This window comes from Streptomyces sp. NBC_01217, assembly GCF_035994185.1.
Lineage (GTDB): Bacteria > Actinomycetota > Actinomycetes > Streptomycetales > Streptomycetaceae > Streptomyces.
In genome coordinates this window covers 5,459,601-5,483,057 of the sequence record NZ_CP108538.1, presented here as the reverse complement: position 1 = coordinate 5,483,057, position 23,457 = coordinate 5,459,601, and the positions used below count along the sequence as shown (strand labels likewise).

At 71.7% G+C, this 23,457-nt stretch carries 25 protein-coding genes and 2 pseudogenes; 8 read left to right on the top strand and 19 right to left on the bottom strand.

The features are described 5' to 3' along the window. Nucleotides 1–25: 25 nt before the first annotated feature. The 4 genes and pseudogenes from OG507_RS24700 to OG507_RS24685 all read left to right on the top strand — a co-directional run. Nucleotides 26–799, top strand: a complete 774-nt coding sequence (locus OG507_RS24700; RefSeq protein WP_327369352.1) for an SDR family NAD(P)-dependent oxidoreductase — start codon at nucleotides 26–28, stop codon at nucleotides 797–799. A 173-nt stretch (nucleotides 800–972) separates the two neighbouring features. Then, on the top strand, nucleotides 973–2,073 hold the full coding sequence (locus OG507_RS24695; RefSeq protein ID WP_327369351.1) for a substrate-binding domain-containing protein: 1,101 nt from the start codon (nucleotides 973–975) through the stop codon (nucleotides 2,071–2,073). Nucleotides 2,074–2,244: 171 nt separating this feature from the next. After that, nucleotides 2,245–2,565 (top strand): annotated as a pseudogene (locus OG507_RS24690) (extracellular solute-binding protein); the annotation flags it as partial. 4 nt (nucleotides 2,566–2,569) lie between these two features. Next, a pseudogene (locus tag OG507_RS24685) lies at nucleotides 2,570–3,142 on the top strand (hydroxyacid dehydrogenase); the annotation flags it as partial. Nucleotides 3,143–3,262: 120 nt separating this feature from the next. Here OG507_RS24685 and groL read toward each other — a convergent pair. Both groL and groES read right to left on the bottom strand, forming a co-directional pair. Continuing rightward, a complete protein-coding gene (groL, locus tag OG507_RS24680) occupies nucleotides 3,263–4,888 on the bottom strand; it encodes a chaperonin GroEL (protein ID WP_327369350.1) in 1,626 nt (541 codons plus the stop codon). A gap of 99 nt (nucleotides 4,889–4,987) precedes the next feature. Further along, the gene (gene groES / locus OG507_RS24675) at nucleotides 4,988–5,296 is read right to left on the bottom strand and encodes a co-chaperone GroES (protein ID WP_093540722.1); all 309 of its coding nucleotides are present in this window, start codon (nucleotides 5,294–5,296) and stop codon (nucleotides 4,988–4,990) included. A 320-nt stretch (nucleotides 5,297–5,616) separates the two neighbouring features. Between groES and OG507_RS24670 the strand changes: the two genes are divergently transcribed. After that, on the top strand, nucleotides 5,617–6,099 hold the full coding sequence (locus tag OG507_RS24670; RefSeq protein ID WP_327369349.1) for a DUF6234 family protein: 483 nt from the start codon (nucleotides 5,617–5,619) through the stop codon (nucleotides 6,097–6,099). A 232-nt stretch (nucleotides 6,100–6,331) separates the two neighbouring features. Here the strand turns inward: OG507_RS24670 and OG507_RS24665 are convergent, their stop codons facing one another. Beyond that, nucleotides 6,332–7,309, bottom strand: a complete 978-nt coding sequence (locus tag OG507_RS24665) for a polysaccharide deacetylase family protein (RefSeq protein WP_327369348.1) — start codon at nucleotides 7,307–7,309, stop codon at nucleotides 6,332–6,334. Between the two features lie 116 nt (nucleotides 7,310–7,425). On the opposite strand from OG507_RS24665, the gene OG507_RS24660 reads away from it, so the two are divergent. After that, entirely contained in the window at nucleotides 7,426–8,694 is a 1,269-nt protein-coding gene (locus OG507_RS24660) for a THUMP-like domain-containing protein (protein ID WP_327369347.1), read from the top strand. Here OG507_RS24660 and OG507_RS24655 read toward each other — a convergent pair. Beyond that, nucleotides 8,691–9,056, bottom strand: coding sequence for a hypothetical protein (locus OG507_RS24655; protein ID WP_327369346.1), 366 nt, complete (start codon nucleotides 9,054–9,056; stop codon nucleotides 8,691–8,693). The genes OG507_RS24660 and OG507_RS24655 overlap by 4 nt on opposite strands. Nucleotides 9,057–9,180: 124 nt before the next feature. Here OG507_RS24655 and OG507_RS24650 point away from each other — a divergent pair, with 124 nt between their 5' ends. Further along, a complete protein-coding gene (locus OG507_RS24650) occupies nucleotides 9,181–9,801 on the top strand; it encodes a class I SAM-dependent methyltransferase (RefSeq protein ID WP_327369345.1) in 621 nt (206 codons plus the stop codon). A 17-nt stretch (nucleotides 9,802–9,818) separates the two neighbouring features. Here the strand turns inward: OG507_RS24650 and OG507_RS24645 are convergent, their stop codons facing one another. From OG507_RS24645 to tsaB, 7 genes are all read right to left on the bottom strand, one after another. Beyond that, nucleotides 9,819–10,283, bottom strand: a complete 465-nt coding sequence (locus tag OG507_RS24645) for a VOC family protein (RefSeq protein WP_327369344.1) — start codon at nucleotides 10,281–10,283, stop codon at nucleotides 9,819–9,821. Nucleotides 10,284–10,367: 84 nt separating this feature from the next. Continuing rightward, nucleotides 10,368–11,657: an RNA polymerase sigma factor gene (locus OG507_RS24640; RefSeq protein WP_442811008.1), complete on the bottom strand. Its 1,290-nt coding sequence runs from the start codon at nucleotides 11,655–11,657 to the stop codon at nucleotides 10,368–10,370. 41 nt (nucleotides 11,658–11,698) lie between these two features. Continuing rightward, nucleotides 11,699–12,064, bottom strand: coding sequence for a YciI family protein (locus OG507_RS24635; RefSeq protein ID WP_327369342.1), 366 nt, complete (start codon nucleotides 12,062–12,064; stop codon nucleotides 11,699–11,701). Nucleotides 12,065–12,263: 199 nt separating this feature from the next. Continuing rightward, nucleotides 12,264–12,548 carry a hypothetical protein gene (locus OG507_RS24630; RefSeq protein ID WP_327369341.1) on the bottom strand — a complete coding sequence of 95 codons (285 nt, stop codon included), beginning with the start codon at nucleotides 12,546–12,548 and terminating at the stop codon, nucleotides 12,264–12,266. Continuing rightward, a complete protein-coding gene (tsaD, locus tag OG507_RS24625; protein ID WP_327369340.1) occupies nucleotides 12,545–13,651 on the bottom strand; it encodes a tRNA (adenosine(37)-N6)-threonylcarbamoyltransferase complex transferase subunit TsaD in 1,107 nt (368 codons plus the stop codon). Before tsaD ends, OG507_RS24630 begins: the two co-directional genes overlap by 4 nt. After that, entirely contained in the window at nucleotides 13,651–14,142 is a 492-nt protein-coding gene (rimI, locus tag OG507_RS24620) for a ribosomal protein S18-alanine N-acetyltransferase (protein WP_327369339.1), read from the bottom strand. Before rimI ends, tsaD begins: the two co-directional genes overlap by 1 nt. Then, nucleotides 14,139–14,801 carry a tRNA (adenosine(37)-N6)-threonylcarbamoyltransferase complex dimerization subunit type 1 TsaB gene (tsaB, locus tag OG507_RS24615; RefSeq protein WP_327369338.1) on the bottom strand — a complete coding sequence of 221 codons (663 nt, stop codon included), beginning with the start codon at nucleotides 14,799–14,801 and terminating at the stop codon, nucleotides 14,139–14,141. The genes rimI and tsaB overlap by 4 nt, the downstream gene beginning before the upstream one ends. A gap of 146 nt (nucleotides 14,802–14,947) precedes the next feature. On the opposite strand from tsaB, the gene OG507_RS24610 reads away from it, so the two are divergent. Continuing rightward, a complete protein-coding gene (locus tag OG507_RS24610) occupies nucleotides 14,948–15,517 on the top strand; it encodes a hypothetical protein (protein ID WP_327369337.1) in 570 nt (189 codons plus the stop codon). 30 nt (nucleotides 15,518–15,547) lie between these two features. On the opposite strand, the gene OG507_RS24605 is transcribed toward OG507_RS24610, so the two are convergent. The 8 genes from OG507_RS24605 to glmS form a co-directional block, all read right to left on the bottom strand. Further along, entirely contained in the window at nucleotides 15,548–15,748 is a 201-nt protein-coding gene (locus OG507_RS24605) for a hypothetical protein (protein ID WP_327369336.1), read from the bottom strand. 132 nt (nucleotides 15,749–15,880) lie between these two features. Then, on the bottom strand, nucleotides 15,881–16,429 hold the full coding sequence (tsaE, locus tag OG507_RS24600) for a tRNA (adenosine(37)-N6)-threonylcarbamoyltransferase complex ATPase subunit type 1 TsaE (protein WP_327369335.1): 549 nt from the start codon (nucleotides 16,427–16,429) through the stop codon (nucleotides 15,881–15,883). Then, nucleotides 16,398–17,672: an alpha/beta fold hydrolase gene (locus tag OG507_RS24595; RefSeq protein ID WP_327369334.1), complete on the bottom strand. Its 1,275-nt coding sequence runs from the start codon at nucleotides 17,670–17,672 to the stop codon at nucleotides 16,398–16,400. Before OG507_RS24595 ends, tsaE begins: the two co-directional genes overlap by 32 nt. A gap of 93 nt (nucleotides 17,673–17,765) precedes the next feature. After that, a complete protein-coding gene (gene alr, locus OG507_RS24590; protein ID WP_327369333.1) occupies nucleotides 17,766–18,920 on the bottom strand; it encodes an alanine racemase in 1,155 nt (384 codons plus the stop codon). A gap of 107 nt (nucleotides 18,921–19,027) precedes the next feature. Then, nucleotides 19,028–19,420, bottom strand: coding sequence for a DUF488 domain-containing protein (locus OG507_RS24585; protein ID WP_327369332.1), 393 nt, complete (start codon nucleotides 19,418–19,420; stop codon nucleotides 19,028–19,030). A 45-nt stretch (nucleotides 19,421–19,465) separates the two neighbouring features. After that, nucleotides 19,466–20,938, bottom strand: coding sequence for an NAD(P)H-hydrate dehydratase (locus OG507_RS24580; protein ID WP_327369331.1), 1,473 nt, complete (start codon nucleotides 20,936–20,938; stop codon nucleotides 19,466–19,468). 4 nt (nucleotides 20,939–20,942) lie between these two features. Further along, complete coding sequence (locus OG507_RS24575) at nucleotides 20,943–21,311, bottom strand: holo-ACP synthase (protein WP_327369330.1); 369 nt, start codon at nucleotides 21,309–21,311, stop codon at nucleotides 20,943–20,945. 20 nt (nucleotides 21,312–21,331) lie between these two features. Continuing rightward, the gene (glmS, locus tag OG507_RS24570) at nucleotides 21,332–23,179 is read right to left on the bottom strand and encodes a glutamine--fructose-6-phosphate transaminase (isomerizing) (RefSeq protein WP_327369329.1); all 1,848 of its coding nucleotides are present in this window, start codon (nucleotides 23,177–23,179) and stop codon (nucleotides 21,332–21,334) included. Nucleotides 23,180–23,457: the final 278 nt, after the last annotated feature.

Sequence of the window (23,457 nt, the reverse complement as noted above, 5' to 3'; positions counted from 1 at the left end):
CCCGGCAGGCACTAACGTGCCGCCTATGACGACTGCACTGATTACGGGCGCGACCGCAGGGATCGGAGCCGCCTTCGCGCGGCGGCTCGCGGCCGATGGGCACAACCTGGTGCTGGTGGCGCGCGACACAGAGCGGCTGCGCGAGCAGGCGACCGAACTGCACGACCGGCACGGCATCGAGGCCGAGGTGCTGACGGCCGACCTGTCCGGGGACAAGGGGATCGCCGCGGTCGAGGACCGGTTGACGGACCGTCACCATCCCGTCGATCTGCTGGTCAACAACGCCGGGTTCGGCAACAGGGGCCGCTATCTGGAGGTGCCCATGGCCGACGAGCTGAACATGCTGAAGGTGCACTGCGAGGCGGTGCTGCGGCTGACCTCGGCGGCCGCGGCCGGGATGAAGGAGCGCGGGCGGGGCGGGGTCGTCAATGTGGCCTCGGTGGCGGCGTTCGTGCCGCGCGGGACGTACGGGGCGTCCAAGGCGTGGGTCGTGCAGTTCACCCAGGGCGCGGCGAAGGACCTGGCCGATTCGGGGGTGCGGCTGATGGCACTGTGCCCGGGCTTCGTACGGACGGAGTTCCACGAGCGGGCCGGGATGGGGACCGGCAACATTCCGGGCTGGATGTGGCTCGACGCGGACAAGCTGGTGGCGACGGCCCTGGCGGATCTGGCACGCGGCAAGTCGGTCTCGATCCCGGACCCCCGGTACAAGGCGCTTATGGGGCTCGTGAAGGTGACGCCGCGCGGCCTGCTCGGAGGGGTCAGCTCCAAGACGGGCCGCAAGTACGGACCGCAGTGAGCGGGCGGTTACGGCATCGCCGAAATCCTGGACCTGGTTTGATCGAATGCCAATGGATCGCGCTTGAATGATCGAAACTCTCATCATTCGATCACGTTGGTCTAGGGTCGGACAACGGCCCCGGCGCCGGCCGGACCGGGGGCCGGGCCACACACTGCGAGGGGACTGCCGCCGTGCGCGAAAGTGCTGCTGAACGTCATGACCGCCTACTGGGGCTGGTACGGGAACGGGGCTCGGCCCGGGTCTCGGATCTGGCCGCCCAGCTGGGGGTCTCGCCCGTCACGGTGCGCCGGGACGTGGAGGAGCTGGCCGGCCGGGGCCTGCTCGACCGGGTCCACGGCTCGGTGTCCTGGCCGCAGGGCGCCGCTCACGCCGCTTCCGCCGCCACCGCTGGGCCCGGCGGCCCCGGCAGCGGCCTGGTCCTCGGCATGCTCGCGCCCTCGTCGACGTACTACTTCGCCGAGGTCATCCGCGGGGCCCACGAGGCCGCCGCCAGGGTGGGCGCCCGGCTGATCCTGCGGATCTCCGACTACCGGCCGCGGGAGGACCAGGCCCGCACCGAGGGCCTGCTCTCCGCGGGCGCCGAGGGACTGCTGGTCGCGCCGGGCTGGCAGCACCCGGGCGACCCCGCCGCGTTCGGCGACTGGATCGCCTCGCTGCCCGTGCCGACCGTCCTGCTGGAGCGCAGGCCCGCCGCGGGCTCCCCGCTGGACGGCCTGGACCGGGTCTGCTCCGACCATGCGCACGGGGTGCTGCTCGCCGTACGCCACCTGGTGGACCTCGGGCACGGGGCGCCGCTGCTGATGGCCCGGGCGGACTCCCCGACCGCCGTCGCCGTGCGGTCCGGGTACGCGGAGGCGCTGTCCGTGCTCGGGCTGCGCGCACCGCAGGACGTGATCGATTCCGTACCGGCCGAACTCGCTCCGGACGCCTTCGAAGAGGCCGTGCGGGCGCTGCGCGAGGCCGTCCGCTCAGGGGTGGCGACGGCGGCGCTGATCCATAACGACGTGGACGCGATCCAGGTGGTACAGCGCCTGGCCGAGCTCGGTGTGCGGGTGCCGGACGATCTGGCGCTGATCGCGTACGACGACGAGGTGGCGGCCCTAGCGGACACCCCGCTCACGGCGGTCGCGCCGCCCAAGCGCGAAGTGGGCCGCCATGCGACAGAACTGCTGGTGGAGCGGCTCGGCCAGGGCACGGACACGCCCCGGCGGCATCTGACGCTGCTCCCGCAACTGCGGGTCCGCGACTCCTGCGGAGCGCCCCTGTCGTAGGCGGTGCTGCGGGCCTCCGCGCACCCCTCCCGCAGAGCATCCCGCAGCACTTCCGTACGCAACTCATCTGATCTTTTTTCGATCAATCGCTCTTTCGCTCTTAACTTCGGTCACGGCTGGTCCAAGGATCACGGCCAACGCCAATGTCGTCGCCTGTTCAGGAGCCTCGCTGTGAGCCGCAGTTCGAGCAGAACGTCCCTCGCCATAGTCGGCGCCGTCACCGCCCTCGCCGTTCTCACGGCCTGTGGCGGCAGCGGCGACGACTCCTCCACCGCCGGAAGCGACGGCAAGCCCGTCAGCATCACCTTCTGGGGCTGGGCCATGGGGTCCAAGGAGGTCGTTGACGCGTTCAACGCCTCGCACAAGAACATCGAGGTGGTCTACGAGGAGATCCCGTCCGGCAACGCGGGCGGCTACGCCAAGATCTCCAACGCGGTGAAGGCGGGCAACGCCCCCGACCTGGTCTCCATCGAGTATCCGCAGTTCCCGGACGCTCGCGGAGCTCGACGGCTGCGGCAACTACCGCCGTACCGTCGGCATCGTCGGTGCCTCGCGCATCGGCCGGCGCGTGATCGAGCTGCTGCGCCCCTTCGACCTGGACGTCCTGCTGTACGACCCGTACGTGGACGGTCCGGAGGCGGCGCGGCTCGGTGTGCGGCTCACCTCGCTCGACGAGCTGTGCGCGGGCAGCTCGGTCGTCTCGGTGCACGCGCCGCAGCTTCCCGAGACGCACCATCTGATCGGCGCGGCGCAGCTGTCGGCCATGGCGGACGGGGTGACGCTGATCAACACGGCGCGGGGATCGCTGGTCGACGAGGAGGCGCTGCTGCCCGAGCTGACGAGCGGGCGGCTGCATGCGGTGCTCGATGTGACGGAGCCGGAACTTCCGCCTGCGCGTTCGCCGTTGTACGAGCTGCCGAATGTGCTGCTGACTCCGCACGTCGCGGGTTCGCTGGGCGATGAGCTGCATCGGATGGCCGATCAGGCGCTGGATGAGCTGGAGCGGTTCGCGGCCGGCCTGCCCTTCGCGGACCCGGTCCGGGCGGGGGCGCTGCGGCGCTCGGCGTGACGGGGCCTCCAGCCGGGGCTCCCCCCGGATCCCGGTCCTCGAACGCCGGACGGGCTGAAAGCCGAAGCCCGGTACCCCGCGACGGGGTACCGGGCCTCAGTGGCTGGGTCGAGCTACACGCTAGTGCGAGTGGCCGTGGCCACCGTGACCGGCCTCGGCCTCTTCCTCGGCCGGCTTCTCGACGACCAGGGTCTCGGTCGTGAGCAGCAGCGACGCGATGGACGCGGCGTTCTCCAGCGCGGAGCGGGTGACCTTGACCGGGTCGATGACGCCGGCCTTCACCAGGTCGCCGTACTCGCCGGTCGCGGCGTTGAAGCCCTGGCCCTTGTCGAGCTCGGAGACCTTCGAGGTGATGACGTAACCCTCAAGGCCCGCGTTCTCGGCGATCCAGCGCAGCGGCTCGACGGCGGCGCGGCGCACGACCGCGACACCGGTGGCCTCGTCGCCGGTCTTGCCGAGGTTGCCCTCAAGGACCTTGACGGCGTGGACCAGAGCGGAGCCACCACCGGAGACGATGCCCTCCTCGACCGCGGCGCGGGTCGCGGAGATGGCGTCCTCCAGACGGTGCTTCTTCTCCTTGAGCTCCACCTCGGTGGCGGCACCGACGCGGATCACGCACACGCCGCCGGCCAGCTTCGCAAGGCGCTCCTGGAGCTTCTCGCGGTCCCAGTCGGAGTCCGTGGCCTCGATCTCGGCCTTGATCTGGTTGACCCGGCCCTTGACGTCGCCGGGCTCGCCGCCGCCGTCCACGATCGTCGTGTCGTCCTTGGAGACGGTGACGCGGCGCGCCGAGCCCAGCACGTCCAGACCGGCCTGGTCGAGCTTGAGGCCGACCTCCTCGGCGATGACGGTCGCACCGGTGAGGGTGGCGATGTCGCCGAGCATGGCCTTGCGGCGGTCACCGAAGCCCGGGGCCTTCACCGCGACGGCGTTGAAGGTGCCACGGATCTTGTTGACGACGAGGGTCGACAGCGCCTCGCCCTCGACGTCCTCGGCGATGATCAGCAGCGGCTTGGAGCCACCGGCCTGGATGACCTTCTCCAGCAGCGGGAGCAGCTCCTGGATCGAGCCGATCTTGCCCTGGTGGATCAGGATGTACGGGTCGTCGAGGACGGCCTCCATACGCTCCTGGTCGGTCACCATGTACGGGGACAGGTAGCCCTTGTCGAAGGCCATGCCCTCGGTGAAGTCGAGGTCCAGACCGAAGGTGTTGGACTCCTCGACGGTGATGACACCGTCCTTGCCGACCTTGTCCATCGCGTCCGCGATGAGCTCGCCGACCTGCGAGTCCTGCGCGGAGAGCGCGGCCACGGCAGCGATGTCGGACTTGTCGTCGATCGGTCGGGCGGTCGCGAGGAGCTCCTCGGACACGGCCTTGACCGCGGCGTCGATGCCCTTCTTCAGGGCGGCCGGGGAGGCACCCGCGGCAACGTTGCGCAGACCCTCGCGGACGAGCGCCTGGGCGAGCACGGTGGCGGTGGTCGTACCGTCACCCGCCACGTCGTTGGTCTTGGTGGCGACCTCCTTCACCAGCTGGGCACCGAGGTTCTCGTACGGGTCGTCGAGCTCGACCTCGCGCGCGATGGTGACACCGTCGTTGGTGATGGTGGGAGCGCCGAACTTCTTGTCGATGACGACGTTGCGGCCCTTGGGGCCGATCGTCACCTTCACCGTGTCGGCAAGCTTGTTGACGCCGCGCTCAAGGGCGCGACGGGCGTCCTCGTCGAACTTCAGAATCTTCGCCATGGGAGCTGAGCTTTCCTCTCAAACGAACTGCGCCCCCGACCACCCGGCTGGTTGTTCGCAGGGGGCCAGGGGCGCAGAACAGAAGCAAACGTGGGTGAATTACTTCTCGATGATCGCGAGCACGTCGCGAGCCGAGAGGACGAGGTACTCCTCGCCGTTGTACTTCACCTCGGTGCCGCCGTACTTGCTGTACAGCACGACGTCGCCGGTCTTGACGTCGAGCGGAAGGCGCTCGCCGTTCTCGAAGCGGCCCGGGCCCACGGCCAGGACGACGCCCTCCTGGGGCTTCTCCTTGGCGGTGTCCGGAATGACCAGGCCGGAGGCCGTGGTCTGCTCGGCGTCGAGCGGCTGGACCACAATGCGGTCCTCGAGCGGCTTGATCGCAACCTTGGTGCTGGCGGTCGACACGATCCGGTCTCCCCCTTCGGAGATCTCACGGGGTTAGGAGTCTTTGGGTGGCGACCAGGTGGATCCGTCGTCGCGGGTGCCGGACCTGCCAGTCGCACAGTACTGCTGGCACTCTCCAGTGGTGAGTGCCAGCACCGAGACTATGACCGCGATTAGCACTCGGTCAAGCGGAGTGCCAATTCAGCCAGTCGTGGCGTGACCTCGGCCAGGGCGCCGGAGGCCGCGACGGGTCCGAGGAACGGGGCCGAACAACGCAACGGTCCGGACACCGTAGGGACAACGCCGGGACGGACCGCACCGTTCCGTACGACCGTGGATCCGTGATCGAACCTCCGTACCGGCCGTCGGACCCGCTTCCGCCCCGCCCCTTTGTCGTACGGAACTCCACGGGCCGCGTGAACGGCTGCCTCGACGTGCTGCTCGGTCTGCTGCTGGTGGTCGTGGAGGGGCTGATCTTCGCGGCCGCCGCCTTCTGGCTGACCCTGTCCCGGTGGGATCCCGGCGGCCAGGAGGGGACGCGGCTCCCGCCGATGGACTGGACTCCCGTCCTGGTCTTCGGCGGGTTCGCCGCGGTGGTCGCGCTGATCGCCGTGGTGCTGATCCGCTCGAACCGGCCCGGGGCGGGCGCGATCCAGGTCCTGGCCGCGCTCCTGCTGTGCGTGGCGGCGGTGCTGGCCGGGCACGAGGACTACCGCCGCTCGCATCCGGCGCCCGCGCCCGCTCCTTCGTACGATCCCGGCCGGTCCGGCCACCAGTGCCTCAGCGGTGGCGACAACCGCGAGTGCCTGGACTCCGGCGGCTGACGGCAGGCGGTGACGACCGGCGGCCGCTGCACCCCGTGATCACTGTGCGGACGCCCGTGGTGGCGCGGATGCGCGGACGGGCCCGCCGCGGGGGCCGGCCGTGGCCGGGTCACCTTCTGTGCGGCCTTGCGGCCCAGCCGTTCGATCGGGTCCACCGACTGGGCGCATCCGGCGGTGGCGGTCAGCAGCGCACCGGCCACCAGCAGTCCGGCGAGCAGCCGGTGCGCCCTGCTCATACGTAGTCCTCCAGCCGCGCCACGGCGTACCCCTTGTCCGTGATGGTCTTCATGACCGCCCGGACCAGGTCGGCCATGCTGCCGTTCCAGTCCTTCGGGCCCCGGAAGTGCGTGAGGATGATGTCGCCGGGATGCAGGTCCTGGTCCGTCTCGCGCCACTCCATGCGGTCCGGGAACGCCTCCGCGTTCCACAGCGGCACGGCCTTGATGCCGCAGGACTTGGCGATGCGGAGCGTGTCCCCGTTGTAGTTGCCGTACGGCGGGCGGAAGAGCCTGGGCCGCTGCCCGTACTCCTTCGCGATGATGTCCTGCTGGCCGCAGATCTCGTTCTTCTGCTCCTCGTACGAGAGCCCCGGCAGACGGGTGTGGTTGAGCGTGTGGTTGTTGAGCCCGGTACCCAGCCGCTGCATCTCCCCGAAGTACCCGTAGCTGCTGCGCACCAGGTAGTCGCTGAGGAATGCGCTGTACGGGATGTCCAGCTCGTCCATCATCTGCAGCAGTTCGGGGTCCTTCTCGGCGCCGTCGTCGATCGTCAGGAAGACGATCCGCTCCTTGGTCGGGACGGTGGTGAAGACCGGCGGCAGCGAATCGTCGCCGCCCTCGACCTCGAACCCCTCGCGGGTGGTGATGTGCGGCTTCACGACGGGCGGCGGGGGTGCGGTCAGCGGTGGCCTCTCCAGCCCCCACTTCTTGGCGAGGGCCGCCCGTACGGCCGGGCTGAACCTCACGTTCTCCCGGCCGGCGGGTCCGCGGCCCTGGTTCACCCGTTGCCCGGGGCCCGCCCCCAGCGCGTAGCCGCCCGGGGGTCCGGCGGCGGGTCGCGCCCGGTGCTCGCCGTTGTCGCCGCTCCCGGAGGCGCAGCCGGACCCGACGGCGGCGACCAGGAGTGCGGCCAGGACCGCGCAGACCGGCCCGTGCCTGCCGGGGGGCCGCCCGCTCCCCGGGTCGGGCACATCCGGGCCGCTCCTTTTCATGGTTAATTCTTCCTTTTGTCGTACTAGTTGCATGGCCTCGGATCCTGCCAGCACGTACGGGGCGCCCCGGCCCGACACCGCCCACCGGGCCCGCCGGTCAACCCGGCTGGCTCACAATGGGACAGGTGAACGCTCTCGTCCCGAACGAACCGAACGAACCGAACGAACCGGACCAGCCATCCGGACCGGACGACCCGCTCGCCGCCTTCCTGGCCCTGCGCACCCCCGAGGGCGCGGCGCTGCTGGACGGGCTGCGGTCGTACGACCCCGCCCAGGAACTCGCCACCGCCACCCGGCTGCGCCGCACCCACCCCGCCCCGCTGGTCTCCGCGGCGCTGGGCCAGGCACGGCTGCGGCAGCGGGCGGTGGCGAAGTTCGGTGCCGAGGACGCGTACCGGATGTTCTTCACGCCGAACGGCGTCGAGCAGGCGACCCGTACATCGGTCGCCACCCATCGCGCGCAGCGGTTCGTGGAGGCGGGCGGGGTGCGGAGCGTCGCCGACCTCTGCTGCGGGATCGGCGGCGACGCCATCGCGCTCGCGCGGGCGGGCATCTCCGTCCTCGCCGTGGACCGCGACCCGCTGACCGCCGAGGTGGCCCGCGCCAACGCCGCCGCGCTCGGCCTGGACGGTCTGATCGAGGTACGGTGCGCCGATGTCACCGGCATCGACACCTCGCCGTACGACGCGGTCTTCGTCGATCCGGCCCGGCGCGGCGGCCGGGGCAGGATCTTCGACCCCGAGGCGTACTCACCACCGCTCTCCTGGGCGACCGGCGCCGCGCTCAAGGCTCCCCGCGCCGCGCTGAAGATCGCCCCCGGCATCCCGCACGAGGCGATCCCGGCGCAGGCGGAGGCCGAATGGATCTCGGACGGCGGCGATGTGAAGGAGGCGGTGCTCTGGTTCGGCGAGGGCTTCGCGGCCGGTTCGTACCGCGCCACCGTGCTCCCGGCGCGCGCCGCCCTGTGGTCCGCGGCCCCGCCGCCCGCCCCGCCCGTCGGCCCGGTCGGCCGCTATCTGTACGAGCCGGACGGCGCCGTCATCCGCGCCCATCTGGTCGCCGACATCGTGGCGCGGTGCGAGGGCCGGCTGATCGACGAGACCATCGCCTACGTCACGAGCGACGAGCGGTACGACTCCCCGTACACCGCCGGGTACGAGATCACCGACCGGCTGCCGTTCAACATGAAGAAGCTCAAAGCGCTGCTGCGGGAGCGGGAGGTCGGCGTCCTGACGGTGAAGAAGCGCGGCTCGGCCGTCGAACCGGAGGAGCTGCGCCGCCGGATGAAGCTCCGGGGCCCGAACGCCTCGACCGTGTTCCTGACCCGGGTCGCCGGGGCGCCGACCATGCTGATCGGCCACCCCGTGCGGCCGGGGATGCCTTAGGCCAGGTCGGTCAGGTCCTCCGCGTACACCTGCGAGAGCGGCTGAGGACCCACGTACTGCTGGCAGTTGCACTGCCCCGACTCGAAGCGGACCGGCTTCTTGGACTCGTCCCAGGCGGTCGGCACCTCGACCCGCTCATGGCACTTGCCCTGCTTGTCGTGCTTGGCGAGATGGTGCGTGCAGCCGCAGACGGGCTCCGGCGGCTTGTGGGCCGCCTCGACCGCCAGCCGCTCCTGCCTGCCCGCCTCCAGCAGCTCCAGCTTGCGGGTGTGCCGGTTTCGCAGCGCGGTACGGACGTTGTCGACCGCCCATCCGAAGCCGCCCGTCCAGAAGATGATGAGCACCCACCAGTACCACTCCATGTGACACTCCTCCCCCTGCGTGACTCATGTGTGCGGCCAGGATAGGTCCGGGGCCGACGGTGCGCGCCGGGTCCGCCGCAGTGCCATCCTGGAAAGGGACACAAGGGATACACGGAGGTTCGCGATGGGGTTCTACGCCAGACGGATCGTGCCCCGCATCGTGGATGCCGCAGGCGGGCTGAAGGCGGTCGAACCGCTGCGGCGCCGGGTCTGCGAGGGCCTCCACGGCGAGATCATCGAGATCGGATTCGGCTCCGGACGCAACGCCCCGTTCTACCCGGACGCCGTCACCGACGTGGCCGCGGTCGAGCCGTCCGACCTCGGCTGGAGGCTGGCCCGTGACCGTATCGGCGCGGGGCACGCCCCGGTGCGGCGCGTCGGTCTGGACAGCCAGTACCTGCCGTTCGAGGACGACACCTTCGACGGCGCCCTGTCCACATGGACACTGTGCACCGTCCCCGACGCCGACGCGGCACTGCACGAGGTGCGGCGGGTCCTCAAACCCGGTGCGACCCTGCACTTCCTGGAGCACGGGCTGGCACCGGAGGAGGACTTGGCCGTACGCCGCTGGCAGCACCGCCTCGATCCGCTGGAACGGCGGCTGGTCGCCGGATGCCGTCTGACCCGGCCGATCGCCGGGATGCTGACGGCCGCGGGGTTCAGAATCGTCGACATGGACGTGTTCTACGAGAAAGGCGTGCCGAAGCCCCTGGGCGCCGACACGTTGGGCGTCGCCGTGCCCTGAGGGGACACTAGTGGCCCTCAGGCGTTGCGCAGAGCCTCGATGTCCAGCTTTTTCATGCCCAGCATCGCCTTCATCGCCCGCGCGGCCTTCTCCGGGTCCGGGTCGGACAGCGCCTCGTCCAGCCCTCGCGGTACGAGCTGCCAGGACAGGCCGTACCTGTCCTTGAGCCAGCCGCACTGCGACTCCTCGCCGCCCTCGGTGAGCCGGGCCCACAGGGTGTCCACCTCTTCCTGCGTCTCACAGTCGACGGAGAGCGAGATCGCCTCGGTGAAGGAGAACTCGGGGCCGCCGTTGAGCGCGATGTACTCCTGTCCGGCCAGCCGGAAGTCGACGGTCATGACCGTGCCCGCCTCGCCCAGCGAGGCCTCGTTGTAGTACGCCGTGTTCAGCACCTTCGAGTCGCCGCCGAAGACGGAGATGTAGTGCTGTACGGCTTCCTCGGCCTGGTTGTCGAACCACAGGAAGGTCTTGATCTTCTGCATGGTCTGCTCCTGTCGGATGGCACGGGCACGGAGGCCGGACGGTGCCGAAGGCTGTGCAGGGCAGACAGGTCCGGCGCCCGGAACTCATCGGCCGGAGCGGTCCGAAGTGTTCGCGCGCCCCGAAGCGTTCGCGCGTTCCAGGAGCAGCGCGCGTTCCCGTTCGTTGCGGGTCAGTCCGGCGGCCCGTTCGAACTCCGCCCGCGCCTCGTCCGTACGTCCCGTCCTGGCCAGCAGATCCCCGCGGACGCTGGGCAGCAGGTGGTAGCCCTTGAGCGCCGGGTCGTCGGCCAGCGCGTCGACCAGGGCGAGACCGGCCGCCGGGCCCTGCGCCATCGAGACCGCCACGGCCCGGTTCAGCTCGACGACCGGGGAGGGTGCGATCGCGGCGAGGCGGTCATAGAGGGCGGCGATCGTCGCCCAGTCCGTGTCCCCGTACGTCACCGCCCGGGCGTGGCACGCGGCGATCGCGGCCTGCACGGCGTACGGGCCGAGCCCGGCGCCCTCCTCCGTCACCGCCACGGACCGCTCAAGGGCCGCGACACCGCGCCGGATCAGCAGATGGTCCCAGCGGGCCCGGTTCTGGTCGGCGAGCAGCACCGGCGCACCGTCCGGCCCGGTCCTGGCGGCGGTGCGCGAGGCCTGGAGCTCCAGCAGCGCGGCCAGGCCGTGGACCTCGGGCTCCCGCTCCATCAGTCCCGCGAGCACCCGGGCCAGCCGCAGCGCGTCCTCGCACAGCCCCGGGCGCAGCCAGTCGTCGCCCGCGGTCGCCGCGTACCCCTCGTTGAAGATCAGGTAGATGACTTCGAGGACGGAGCCGAGCCGGGCGGCGCGTTCGGGCCCGTACGGCACCTCGAAGGGGACGCCCTCCCGGCTCAGCGTCCGCTTCGCCCGGACGATGCGCTGGGCGACGGTCGGTTCGGGGGCCAGGAACGCGCGGGCGATCTCATCGGTGGTGAGCCCGCCGAGCAGCCGCAGGGTGAGGGCGATCCGGGCCGCGGTGGAGAGCACCGGATGGCAGGCGGTGAAGATCAGCCGGAGCAGATCGTCGTCGATGTCGTCCGCTTCCGGCGGCTCGGGCGGCGGCACGTCCTCCAGGGTCCGCCCCACCTCGGCCAGCTTGCGCGCGTACGTCTCCTTGCGGCGTACGAGATCGATCGCGCGATGTCTGGCGGTGGCCATGAGCCAGGCACCCGGCCGGTCCGGGACGCCTGACTCCGGCCACTGTTCCAGCGCGGCCACCAGGGCGTCCTGCGCGAGTTCCTCCGCTATGCCCACGTCCCGCACGATGCGGGTGACACCTGCGATGATCCGCGCGGACTCGATCCTGAAGACCGCCTCGACCGCCGCCCTCGCACTTGCTGCCGTCACGGTCACTCATCAGAGCAGCCGTGCGAGGACGCGGCAAGCCGGACACGTCAGAGGCTGGGGGCCTCGTCGATCTGGCGGAGCTCGGAGGTGACGGTCCAGCTCTCCGGGTGGATCTGGAGGAACCGCTTGGTCCACTCCATGGCCTCGGCCATGTCCTTGGCCTGGAGGATCGCGTAGCCGCCGACGACCTCCTTGGTCTCGGTGAAGGGGCCGTCGGTGTAGCTGAGCGCGCCGCCGGACCAGGTGACCCTGGTGCCCTGGGAGGTCGGGGTGAGCCCGGCCGTCTCCAGCATGACGCCGGCCTTGGTGATTTCCTCGAACAGGGCGCCCATCCGCTTCTCGAACTCGGGGCCCGGGTTCTCGGAGGGGAGGTTCTGCTCATCGATGCGGATCAGCGACATGAAGCGGGGCATGGTGACTCCTCGGTCGTGAGGGCGGGGTCCTTCCCCGCCTCTCACCCTTGCGTCGAACGGGAGACGGCCGGATCGACAGCTCCACCGGAATTCTTCTGAGAATCTTCCGGACCGGCCACCGGAGCGGTCCGCTCCAGTGCCGCGAGCAGCACCGGGGCCGCGACCGCCGCCGTCGCGAGCGGCCCCGCGCGGACCCGGATCAGCCGCGCGACTCGACGGCCCCCAGGGACTCGAACCGCCAGCGGTGCACCGGGCGGGTGATCAACCCGGCGTCCGGCTCGGGGAGTTCGGGCAGCTCGTCGCCGTACTCCCCCTCCCACCAGGTGATGACCAGGACCCGGTCCTGCGGGGCGCGCAGCAGCTCGCGCCGCAGCGGCTCGCGGGCCAGCTCGGCCGACCTGGCGCGCGCCCACTCCAGCAGTTCGGCGCCCCTGCCCGCCACGGCCCGGGCCTCCCACATCAGTGCGACGGACGTACCGCTCATGAGTAGAGGTTGTCCTTGCTGATCTCGTGTACGTGATCGTGGTCATGGGCGTGCGCGTGTGCACCCGGTACGTGCGTGTCGGTCACCGGCAGCGAGGAGTCCGCGGACAGCTCCAGGTCCGACGCCGGCCTGTTCCGGGCCACCATCTCCGCGCCCAGCGCCGCGACCATCGCCCCGTTGTCCGTGCACAGCCCCGGCCGCGGCACCCGCAGCCGGATACCGGCTCGCTCGCACCGCTCCTCGGCCAGCGCCCGCAGCCGCGAGTTGGCCGCGACACCGCCGCCGATCATCAGATGGTCGACGCCCTCGTCCTTGCAGGCCCTGACGGCCTTCCGGGTGAGCACATCCACCACGGCCTCCTGGAAGGACGCCGCCACATCCCGTACCGGCACCTCCTCGCCCGCCGCCCGCTTGGCCTCGATCCAGCGGGCCACCGAGGTCTTCAGACCGGAGAAGGAGAAGTCGTACGCGGGGTCGCGCGAACCGCTCAGACCGCGCGGGAACGCGATCGCCTTCGGGTCGCCCTCCTTCGCCAGCCGGTCGATGACCGGGCCGCCGGGGAAGCCGAGGTTCAGCACCCGGGCGATCTTGTCGAAGGCCTCGCCCGCCGCGTCGTCGATGGTCGCGCCCAGCGGCCGTACGTCATTGGTGATGTCCGGCGCGAGGAGCAGCGAGGAGTGGCCGCCGCTGACCAGCAGCGCCATCGTCGGCTCGGGCAGCGGGCCGTGCTCCAGCTGGTCGACGCAGATGTGCGAGGCGAGGTGGTTCACCCCGTAGAGCGGCTTGTTCAGCGCGTACGCGTACGCCTTGGCCGCCGAGACGCCGACGAGCAGCGCGCCCGCGAGCCCGGGACCGGCCGTGACGGAGATGCCGTCGAGGTCGCGGGCGCTGATCCCGGCCTCCTTCAGGGCGCGCTCGATGGTGGGGACCATGGCCTCCAGGTGCGCGCGGGAGGCGATCTCGGGGACGACGCCGCCGAAGCGGGCGTGCGTGTCGACGCTGGAGGCGACGGCGTCGGCGAGCAGCGTCGTACCGCGGACGATGCCGACGCCGGTCTCGTCGCAGGAGGTCTCGATGCCGAGTACGAGCGGTTCGTCAGCCATCAGCAGTTCTCTGTTTCCTGTACGTGGAGGCGCATCACGAGTGCGTCGATGTTGCCCGGCTGGTAGTAGCCGCGGCGAAAGCCGATCGGTTCGAAGCCGAAGCGTTCGTACAGCTTCTGCGCCCTGGTGTTGTCCACGCGGACTTCGAGGAGCACCTCGGCGCACTCGAAGGCCGTGGCGTGCTTCAGCAGATCGGTGAGGAGTTCGGAGCCGAGGCCGCCTCCCCAGTGGTCGCGGGTGACACCGATCGTCTGTACGTCGGCGAGGTCACCGGCCGCGGCGAGTCCGGCGTAGCCGACGATCCCGCCGGTGGCGAGGTCCTCGGCGACGACATAACGGCGGGTGGCCCGAGGGCCGCGGGAGTGCGCCAGCTCGGACCAGAACATGCCGGCCGACCAGGCGTCGTCCGGGAACAGCTCGTGTTCGAGCTCCAGCACCGGATCGATGTCCCACCAGCGCATCTCGCGCAGTACGGCAGTCGTGCTCGTCACTTCGGGGTGACCACCTTGTAGTTCTTCGGGACCTGGGCGTCGGGCCTGCGCAGGTAGAGCGGCTGCGGCGGCAGCAGTTCCGCGCCCGCGGCGAGACGCTCGGCGGCGAGGGCGGCCAGCGCACCGGCCGAAACGTGCTCGGGGCCCCGGGCGTCCGGGAACGCCTCCGGGTAGAGCACCGCGCCCGCGCCGACTACGGGGAGTCCGGAGAGCTGCTCGGCGATGTCGGCGGGCCGGTCGACGGCGGGCTCGGTGACGCGGGTACGGAAGTCCTCGTACCGCGCCCAGTACACCTCCTTGCGGCGGGCGTCCGTCGCGACGGCGAAGGGGCCTTCCAGGCCGTCCCGCCCGGCGGCGTACGCGAGTCCGTCCAGGGTGCAGAGCCCGTGCACGGGTACGGAGAGCACGGAGCCGAAGGTCGCGGCCGTGACCAGGCCGACCCGCAGCCCGGTGTACGGTCCGGGGCCGACGCCCACGACCACGTCCGTCACGGCGTCGAGTTTCACCCCGGCCTCGGCGAGGACCCGGTCGACGGCGGGCAGCAGCAGCTCCCCGTGCCTTCGGGCGTCGACCTGACCGGACTCGGCGACTACGGAGGTCCCGTCGTGAAGGGCGACGGTGACGGCGGGGGTGGCGGTATCCACGGCGAGCAGGAGCACGCAAACAGCCTACGGCTCCTTCGGCGGAGGCACGGCGTCCCGTCCGGCGTCCCGGAGCGACCTGTCCCGGCTGCTACCGTCACCGTGTACACGCGAGTACGACGTAAACGCTTGTACGACATACGGAAGCGAAAGGGGCGCGCACGGTGTCTAGGGGCAGCTCGGGAATCGTGGCCGGGCTCACTGCGGCGGCGCTCGCCGCGGTCGGTTTCCTGGCCTACCAGGCATCGGCGAACGCCCCCGACTCCGTCGCAGCGCCCAAGCCGAAGACCTCCAGCAGCGCGCCGGCCACCGGTCACGACAAGCCGGAGGACAGCAAGAAGCCTCCGGCCGAGCTTCCCGCCGGCTCCGGCACCGGGAAGCGTGTGGTGTACGCCCTGGAGGACCGTCAGGTCTGGCTGGTCGACGCCGACGAGGACGTGACCAGGACCTTCGAGGTCATGCCGAGCGCGCTGAATCCGAAGCCCGGGACGTACCAGGTGGGTACGCCGCGCTCGGGACCGCCGACCAGGGGCTCGGACGGCGTGATGATCGAGCACGTGGTGCGGTTCGCGATGGTGGACGGCGTGTCCGTGGGCTTCAGCGCGGCGGTGGACGGGTCGATGAAGAGCCCGGATCCGTCGTTGAAGACGGGTGGTGTGCGGATGTCCCGGGCCGACGGGGATGCGGTGTGGGAGTTCGCGACGGTACGCACGAAGGTGGTCGTCCTCCCGTAACGGCCTCCTGCCCGCGGCGGGTGGTTGTCCTCAATCGCCGGACGGGCTGGGCTTTCCGGCTATTGCGGACTTCTGCTCAGCCTGCCCGGGGCTCGGGGGCGGGACGGCCGCCGGGATCCTGTCGGCGGACGGCTTGGGCGGGGTCGAGACCGCCGTGGCTGCGGCGCATGCCGCCAGCAGGTCTCTCATCGATGGCGGCGGCGGCACTTCACGTTCGGCGGACGTCGTCATGGATGCCTCCTGGGGCTCCGGCGGAAGGCGTGGTTAGGTAGACCTAACCCGCTCTCGTCCTCCATGTGACCACGCCCGCCCCGCCCGGCGCAACAATTTGCCGACACCCTGTCGGAAAGTGCACTCGCGCGCTCAGCCCTCCAGCGCTTCCCGCGCCCCCCGCAGCCCCGCCCAGCGTGCGCCGATGCCGATCAGCGTCACCGAGCGCCGTTCGTCGTCCGTGTCGCCGACCGCGCGGTGGATCAGCACCTGCAGCCGGTCCTCCGACAGCTCCTCGACCTTGCCGTCGCCCCACTCCACGACCACCACCGACTCCGGCAGCGACACATCGAGGTCCAGGTCCTCCATCTCGTCGAGCCCGCCGCCCAGGCGGTACGCGTCGACGTGGACCAGCGCGGGACCACCGGTCAGCGAGGGGTGGACGCGGGCGATCACGAAGGTGGGGGAGGTGACGGCGCCCCGCACCCCGAGGCCCTCGCCGAGCCCCCGGGTCAGCGTCGTCTTCCCGGCGCCGAGCTCACCGGTGAGCATCACGAGGTCGCCGGGGCGCAGGACACCGGCGATCCGGCGGCCGAGGGCCTGCATCTGTTCGGGGGACTCGACGGCGAGACTCACGGTGACGGTGCCCGGCGCGGCGCCCTCGTCGGCCTCAGCCACCAGGCTGTTGTGCGGTGCTTCCATGCCCGCCAACGTTAGCCGTTGCCGGCACCGCACCGATGCGTACCAGCAGGTCCGCCAGTCGGTCCGTCACCGTTTCCGGGTGTTCCAGCATCACGAGATGCCCGGCGTCCGGGACGATGACCAGCTCGGCGTCCGGGAGGTGGTCCGCGATGGCCTCGCTGTGCGAGCTGGGCGTCACCAGGTCCTTGTCGCCCGCCAGGATCAGCACCGGGAGGTCACGGAAGGCGGGCACCGCGGAACTCTTGTCGTGTTCGGTGAAGGCCGGGTAGAACTCGGCGACCACATCGATCGGCGTGGACTCGATGAGCCGCTCGGCGAACCGTTCCACCGCCGGGTCCACGTCCCTCGAACCGAACGAGTACCGCTTGATCAGCCCGGCGAAGAGATCGGCGGTCGCCCGTCGGCCGCGCTCCACCAGCTCGGCCTGGGAGCCGAGCGCCCTGAGCACCCCGGGCAGTACCCGCCGCACCGCGTTCACGCCCGCGATCGGCAGCCCGAACGTGACCTCGCCGAGCTTTCCGCTCGATGTGCCGACGAAGGCGACGGCGGCGACCCGTTCCCGGATGAGCTGGGGGTACTGCTCGGCGAGCGCCATCATCGTCATTCCGCCCATCGAGTGCCCGACCAGCACCAGCCGGCCCTCGGGGGCGGCCGCGTCGATGACCGCCTTCAGATCGCGGCCGAGCTGGTCGATGCCGACCGTCACCCCGTCCGCCTGGGCCCGGCCCCGCTCGGAGCGGCCGTGGCTGCGCTGGTCCCAGTGGACGGTGCGGACCAGGCCCCGCAGCGCCGCCCGCTGGAAGTGCCAGGAGTCCTGGCTGAGGCAGTAGCCGTGGCTGAAGACGACGGTGACGGGCGCGGGCGCCTTGCGGCCGAAGAGCCTGCGGCGGCGCGTACCGGCCCCCGAGGCGGTGGCGGAGGCGCTGCTGCCGCTCTCCGCGCCTGCGGCAGTCCCCGGGCCGCCGTCCGGTTCGACCTCGTCGATCTCGTAGTACAGCTCGGTGCCGTCGTCGGCCGCGGCCCGGCCCGGCAGTCCGCGCAGCGAGCCGTACGGTCCCGAGGCGTCCAGCGCGAGTCTGGCCTTCCTGCGCATGCCCCGGCCCACGGTCAGCCGCTCGACGGCGACACCGGCGGCGGCGCCCGCGGCGATCACGCCTATGGCGGCTCCGGCGATCCCCGCCCGGCGCCAGCCGACCGCCGTAGCGGCGTCCGCCACCGCGTCCCCCGCGCTGATCTCGCTCACCGTGCCGCGCTCCTCGTCGGTCGTATCCGTCAGGTCAGGGCTGGTCTGTTCCGGTCGTGCTCAGATCGTGCCTGGTCAGGGGCGCCTGATCGGTCAGGACTCGGCCGGGGTGCCATGCAGATGGACGCGCGGCACACGGGTGCCGATCCGGGTGACGATCTCGTACGCGATCGTGTCGGCGGCCTGCGCCCAGTCCTCGGCGCTCGGCTCGCCGCGGTCGCCCGGGCCGAAGAGCACCGCTTCGCTGCCCACCTCGACCTCGTCCCCGTCGAGGTCGACGACGAACTGGTCCATGGCCACCCGGCCCGCGATCCGCCGCCATGCGCCGCCGACCAGGACGGGCGCGCGGCCGGAGGCGTGGCGCGGGATGCCGTCCGCGTAGCCGACCGGCACCAGGCCCAGGTTGGTCTCGGCGGAGGTCGTGTAGTGGTGTCCGTAACTGACCCCGTGACCGGCCGGGACCTGCTTGACCAGGGCGACCGACGCGACGAGCGTCATGACGGGGCGCAGCCCGAAGTCGGCCGGGGTGCCCAGCTCGGGGCTGGGCGAGATGCCGTACATCGCGATCCCGGTCCGTACGAGATCGAAGTGCGCCTCGGGGATCGTCAGCGTCGCCGGGGAGTTGGCGATGTGGCGCACCTCGGGGTCGACGCCCTCCTTCTCCGCGTACGCGAGCATGTCCCGGAAGACGTTCAGCTGGGCGGCGATGGAGGGGTGGCCGGGCTCGTCGGCGCAGGCGAAGTGGGACCAGAGGCCGGTGATCCTGACGGTGCCCGCGCTCTCGGCGGTGCGGGCGGCGGCGACCAGCTCGGGCCAGTCGGCGGGCTGGCAGCCGCCCCGCCCGAGGCCGGTGTCGGCCTTGAGCTGGATACGGGCCGCGATCCCGGCCTCCGTGGCCGCGGCGAGGACCTCGCGCAGGGCCCACATCCCGCTCACCGACACATCGATGTCGGCCTCGATCGCCTCGCGCCACGGCCCGCCCGGCGTCCACAGCCAGCACATCACCCGGCCGCCGAGCCCGGCCGCCCGCAGGGCGAGCGCCTCCTGCGGCGTCGCGGTGCCCAGCCAGGTCGCCCCGGCCTCCAGCGCGGCACGGGCGCAGGGCACCGCCCCGTGCCCGTACGCATCGGATTTCACGACGGCCATGAGTTGCGCGCCGGCCGCCCGCGCGCGCAGAGCGCGCACGTTGGCGCGCAGAGCGGCGAGGTCGATCTCGGCACGGGCTCGCATGGTCGCTGTCTCGTTCATCGCGCCCAGTCTCTCAGAGGCGTACGACAAGGCCCTCGGGCGGCGGGTCGGAAGGGGCCCGGCTACGGGGCCGTCCGGCGTGCCGGGGGTGCACACCCCAGCGCACCTCAGTGACGGCGCAGCTCGTGTTCCAGATGGTCCACGAGGACCGGGACATGGCTGTGCGGTACGTCCTTGACCGCCGTGACCAGCGTCACCGGGCCGCCCGCGCGGACCAGCTCCACCAGCTCCCCGACGGCCGCCGTGTGGACGGGATCGGCCAGCTCGGCGCGGTAGCGGTCGACGAAGTCGTCGTAGCGGGTGCCGCCGCGGTCCTCGTGATACCAGGCGCGCAGCTCGTTCGACGGGGTGACGTCCTTGAGCCACTTGTCGATCCGGGCCCGGTCCTTGGCCACGCCCCGCGGCCAGAGCCGGTCGACGAGGACGCGGGTGCCGTCGCCGTCCTCCTGCGGGTCGTACACCCGGCGTACGCGCACCTCGCTGCTTGCGTTGCTGCCCACGGTCGCCCCTCCTGCCTGTCGGCGTGTGACTGCGCCCAGGATCACTCAGGCCCGTACATCCCGCCACGCCGCCGGGATCGCGTCGGCGACGTCCAGAGCCGCGACGGGGGCGCCGTCGGCGGCGTGGCGGGCGGCCAGGCCGTGCAGATACGCGCCGACGGACGCGGCGTCGCGCGGGGCGAGGCCTGCCGCCAGCAGGGAGCCCGTCAGACCGGAGAGGACGTCGCCGCTGCCGGCCGTGGCCAGCCAGGAGGTGCCGGTCGGGTTGATCCGTACGGGAGTGTCCCCGGCGTCGGTGGCGACCAGGGTCGTCGACCCCTTGAGCAGGACCGTGGCCCGGAAGCGGGCTGCCAGCTCCCGTACGGCGGCGAGCCGCCCCGCCTCGACCTCCTCGCGCGGGACGCCGAGCAGTGCGGCGGCCTCCCCGGCGTGCGGGGTGAGGACGGTCGGCGCGGTGCGCGAGCGTACGGTGTCGGCGTCCAGCAGCCGCAGCCCGTCCGCGTCGACGAGCACCGGGGCGTCCGCCTCCAGCACGTCACCGACCGCCTCGACGGCCTCCGTTCCGTCACCGAGCCCGGGCCCGACGACCCAGGCCTGCACCTGTCCCGCCTTCGACGGCGGCCCCGCGTGGACCAGCGCCTCCGGATGGCGGGCGATCACCGCGCCGCCGCCGGGACCGACGTACCGCACGGCTCCCGCACCGCCCCGCAGCGCCCCGGAGACGGCCAGCACCGCCGCGCCGGGATACCGCGCCGACCCCGCGACGATCCCGACGACGCCCCGCCGGTACTTGTCGCTCTCGCTGCTCGGCTCCGGCAGCAGCGCGGCGACGTCCGCGTACTGCAGCGCCTCCAGGTCGGGCACGGCGGGCAGTTCGGGCCCGAGCCCGATGTCGACGAGGTGCAGCGCGCCCGCCAGACCGGCGGCCGGGTCGATGAGCAGCCCCGGCTTGTACGTACCGAAGGTCACGGTCGCATCGGCACGCACCGCGTCACCGAGCACCTCGCCCGTATCGGCCTCGACCCCGCTGGGCAGATCGACGGCGAGGACGGCGGCGCCGGTCGCGTCGAAGGCCCGCACCAGCGCGGCGGCGTCGGGGCGCAGCCCGCCGCGCCCGCCGATACCGGTGATCCCGTCGACGACGAGATCGACATGCCCGCCCCAGACAGCACCCGACGCGAGCAGCGCCGGGTCCGCGTCCGCCACACGTCCGCCCGCCGCGAGCAGTGCCGCGAGGCCGGACTCGTGGGCGCGGCCCGGCGAGGTGAGTACGGCGTGCACGCCCGCGCCCCGGCGGGCCAGCCGGGCGCCCGCGTACAGCGCGTCGCCCCCGTTGTCGCCGCTGCCGATGAGGAGGACGACGCGGGACCCGTACACCCTTCCGCGCCGTCGCAGCACATCGGCGCAGGCCGCCGCGAGCCCGGCCGCGGCCCGCTGCATCAGGGCGCCCTCGGGCAGCCGCGCCATCAGGGCCCGCTCGGCGGCCCGTACGGTCTGAACGCTGTACGCAGTACGCATGTGCTCAACCCTCCGCGATCACCACGGCCGACGCCACTCCCGCGTCATGGCTGAGCGAGACGTGCCACTGCCGTACACCGAGCTGGGCCGCGCGCGCGGCGACCGTGCCGCTCACCCGCAGCCGGGGCTGCCCGCTGTCCTCGACGTACACCTCGGCGTCCGTCCACAGCAGACCGCTCGGCGCCCCGAGCGCCTTCGCGAGGGCTTCCTTGGCGGCGAACCGCGCGGCGAGCGAGGCGATCCCGCGCCGCTCGCCGCTGGGCAGCAGCAACTCGCTCTCCAGGAAGAGCCGGTCGGCCATCTGCGGCGTACGCTCCAGCGCCGCGTCGAACCGTTCGATCTCGGCCACATCGATCCCGACCCCGATGATCACGCGTGTTCCTTCTCTGCTCGCTACTCCACGGTCACGGACTTCGCCAGATTGCGCGGCTGGTCCACGTCGTTGCCGCGGGCCGTCGCCAGTTCGCAGGCGAAGACCTGCAGCGGGACGGTCGACACCAGCGGCTGAAGCAGCGTAGGCGTAACGGGAATCCGGATCAGGTGGTCGGCGTACGGGACGACCGCCTCGTCGCCCACCTCGGCGATGACGATGGTGCGGGCACCGCGGGCCCGGATCTCCTGGATGTTCGACACGATCTTGTCGTGCAGGACCGACCGGCCGCGCGGCGAGGGCACGACCACGACGACCGGAAGGTCGTCCTCGATGAGCGCGATCGGCCCGTGCTTGAGCTCACCCGCTGCGAATCCCTCGGCGTGCATGTACGCGAGTTCCTTGAGCTTCAACGCGCCTTCCAGGGCGACCGGGTAGCCGACGTGGCGGCCCAGGAAGAGCACGGTGTCGTGGTCGGCGAGGGAGCGGGCCAGCGCGCGTACCGGTTCCATGGTCTCCAGGACCTGTTCGACCGCCCCGGAGATCTCGGAGAGCTGGCGGATGACGATCCGGATCTCGTCGGCCCACTTCGTACCGCAGATCTGCCCGAGGTACAGGGCGACGAGGTAGCAGGCGACCAGCTGGGTGAGGAACGCCTTGGTGGAGGCGACGGCGACTTCGGGCCCGGCGTGCGTGTAGAGCACGGCGTCGGACTCGCGCGGGATGGTGGAGCCGTTCGTGTTGCAGATGGCGAGGACCTTCGCACCCTGTTCGCGGGCGTGCCGCAGGGCCATCAGGGTGTCCATCGTCTCGCCGGACTGCGAGATCGCGATCACGAGGGTGCGGTGGTCGAGGATCGGGTCGCGGTAGCGGAACTCGCTGGCCAGCTCGGTCTCGCAGGGAATCCTGGTCCAGTGCTCGATGGCGTACTTGGCGATCATCCCGGCATGGAACGCGGTGCCGCAGGCGACGATGACGACCTTGTCGACCTCCCGGAGCTCGCGGGGGGAGATCCGTACCTCGTCGAGATGGAGCGTGCCCGCACCGTCGATCCGCCCGAGGAGCGTGTCGGTGACGGCCTTGGGCTGTTCGGCGATCTCCTTGAGCATGAAGTAGTCGTGGCCGCCCTTCTCGGCGGCGGAGACGTCCCAGTCCACGTGGTACTTGTGCACCTCGGCGGGGTGTCCGTCGAAGTCGGTGACGGTGACGCCCTCCCGGCGCAGCTCCACCACCTGGTCCTGGCCCAGCTCGATCGCGGAGCGGGTGTGCGCGATGAACGCGGCCACGTCGGAGGCCAGGAAGGCCTCGTCCTCCCCCACGCCCACCACGAGCGGCGAGTTGCGCCGGGCCCCGACCACGGTGTCCGGGGCGTCCGCGTGCACGGCGACGAGGGTGAAGGCGCCCTCCAGCTGTCGGCAGACCTGCCGCATCGCCTCCGCCAGGTCCGAGCAGGACGAGAACGCCTCGGCGAGGAGGTGGGCGACGACCTCGGTGTCGGTCTCGGAGGCCAGGTCGTGGCCACGCTCGGCGAGTTCGGCGCGCAGGACGGCGAAGTTCTCGATGATCCCGTTGTGCACGACGGCGACGCGGCCCGCGTTGTCGAGGTGCGGATGGGCGTTGGCGTCGGTGGGGGCGCCGTGGGTGGCCCAGCGGGTGTGCCCGATCCCGGTGGTCCCGGCCGGGAGCGGCGCCTCGGCCAGCGTCTTCTCCAGATTGACGAGCTTCCCGGCCTTCTTCGCGGCGGCCAGGCCGCCGTCGGCGAGGACGGCGATGCCCGCCGAGTCGTAGCCCCGGTATTCGAGGCGCTTGAGACCCGCGACGACGACGTCCTGCGCCGACTGTCCACCGACGTATCCGACGATCCCGCACATACCGTTCCCTTCCTGGTGGCCCGCCCCCTCTTTCCTCGCATAGTCGCAGAATGCGAACGCCACGGCAGAGTTCCGGCCTGTCGGGCATATCGATCCGGTCCGGCACATCAAGCCCGTCCGGCGATTGAGGACAAAGCGCGTCCGAAGGTCGCACACCCGCCCACCGCACCGGCCGCCGTGTTCGGCCCCGAGGCGAAAGCCGCCCGCGACGCGTGCTCGGAAACCCCGGCCCCGCGCAGTTCCGCCGCACCCCCGCCCGCAGCCCGAAGCCGGCCACG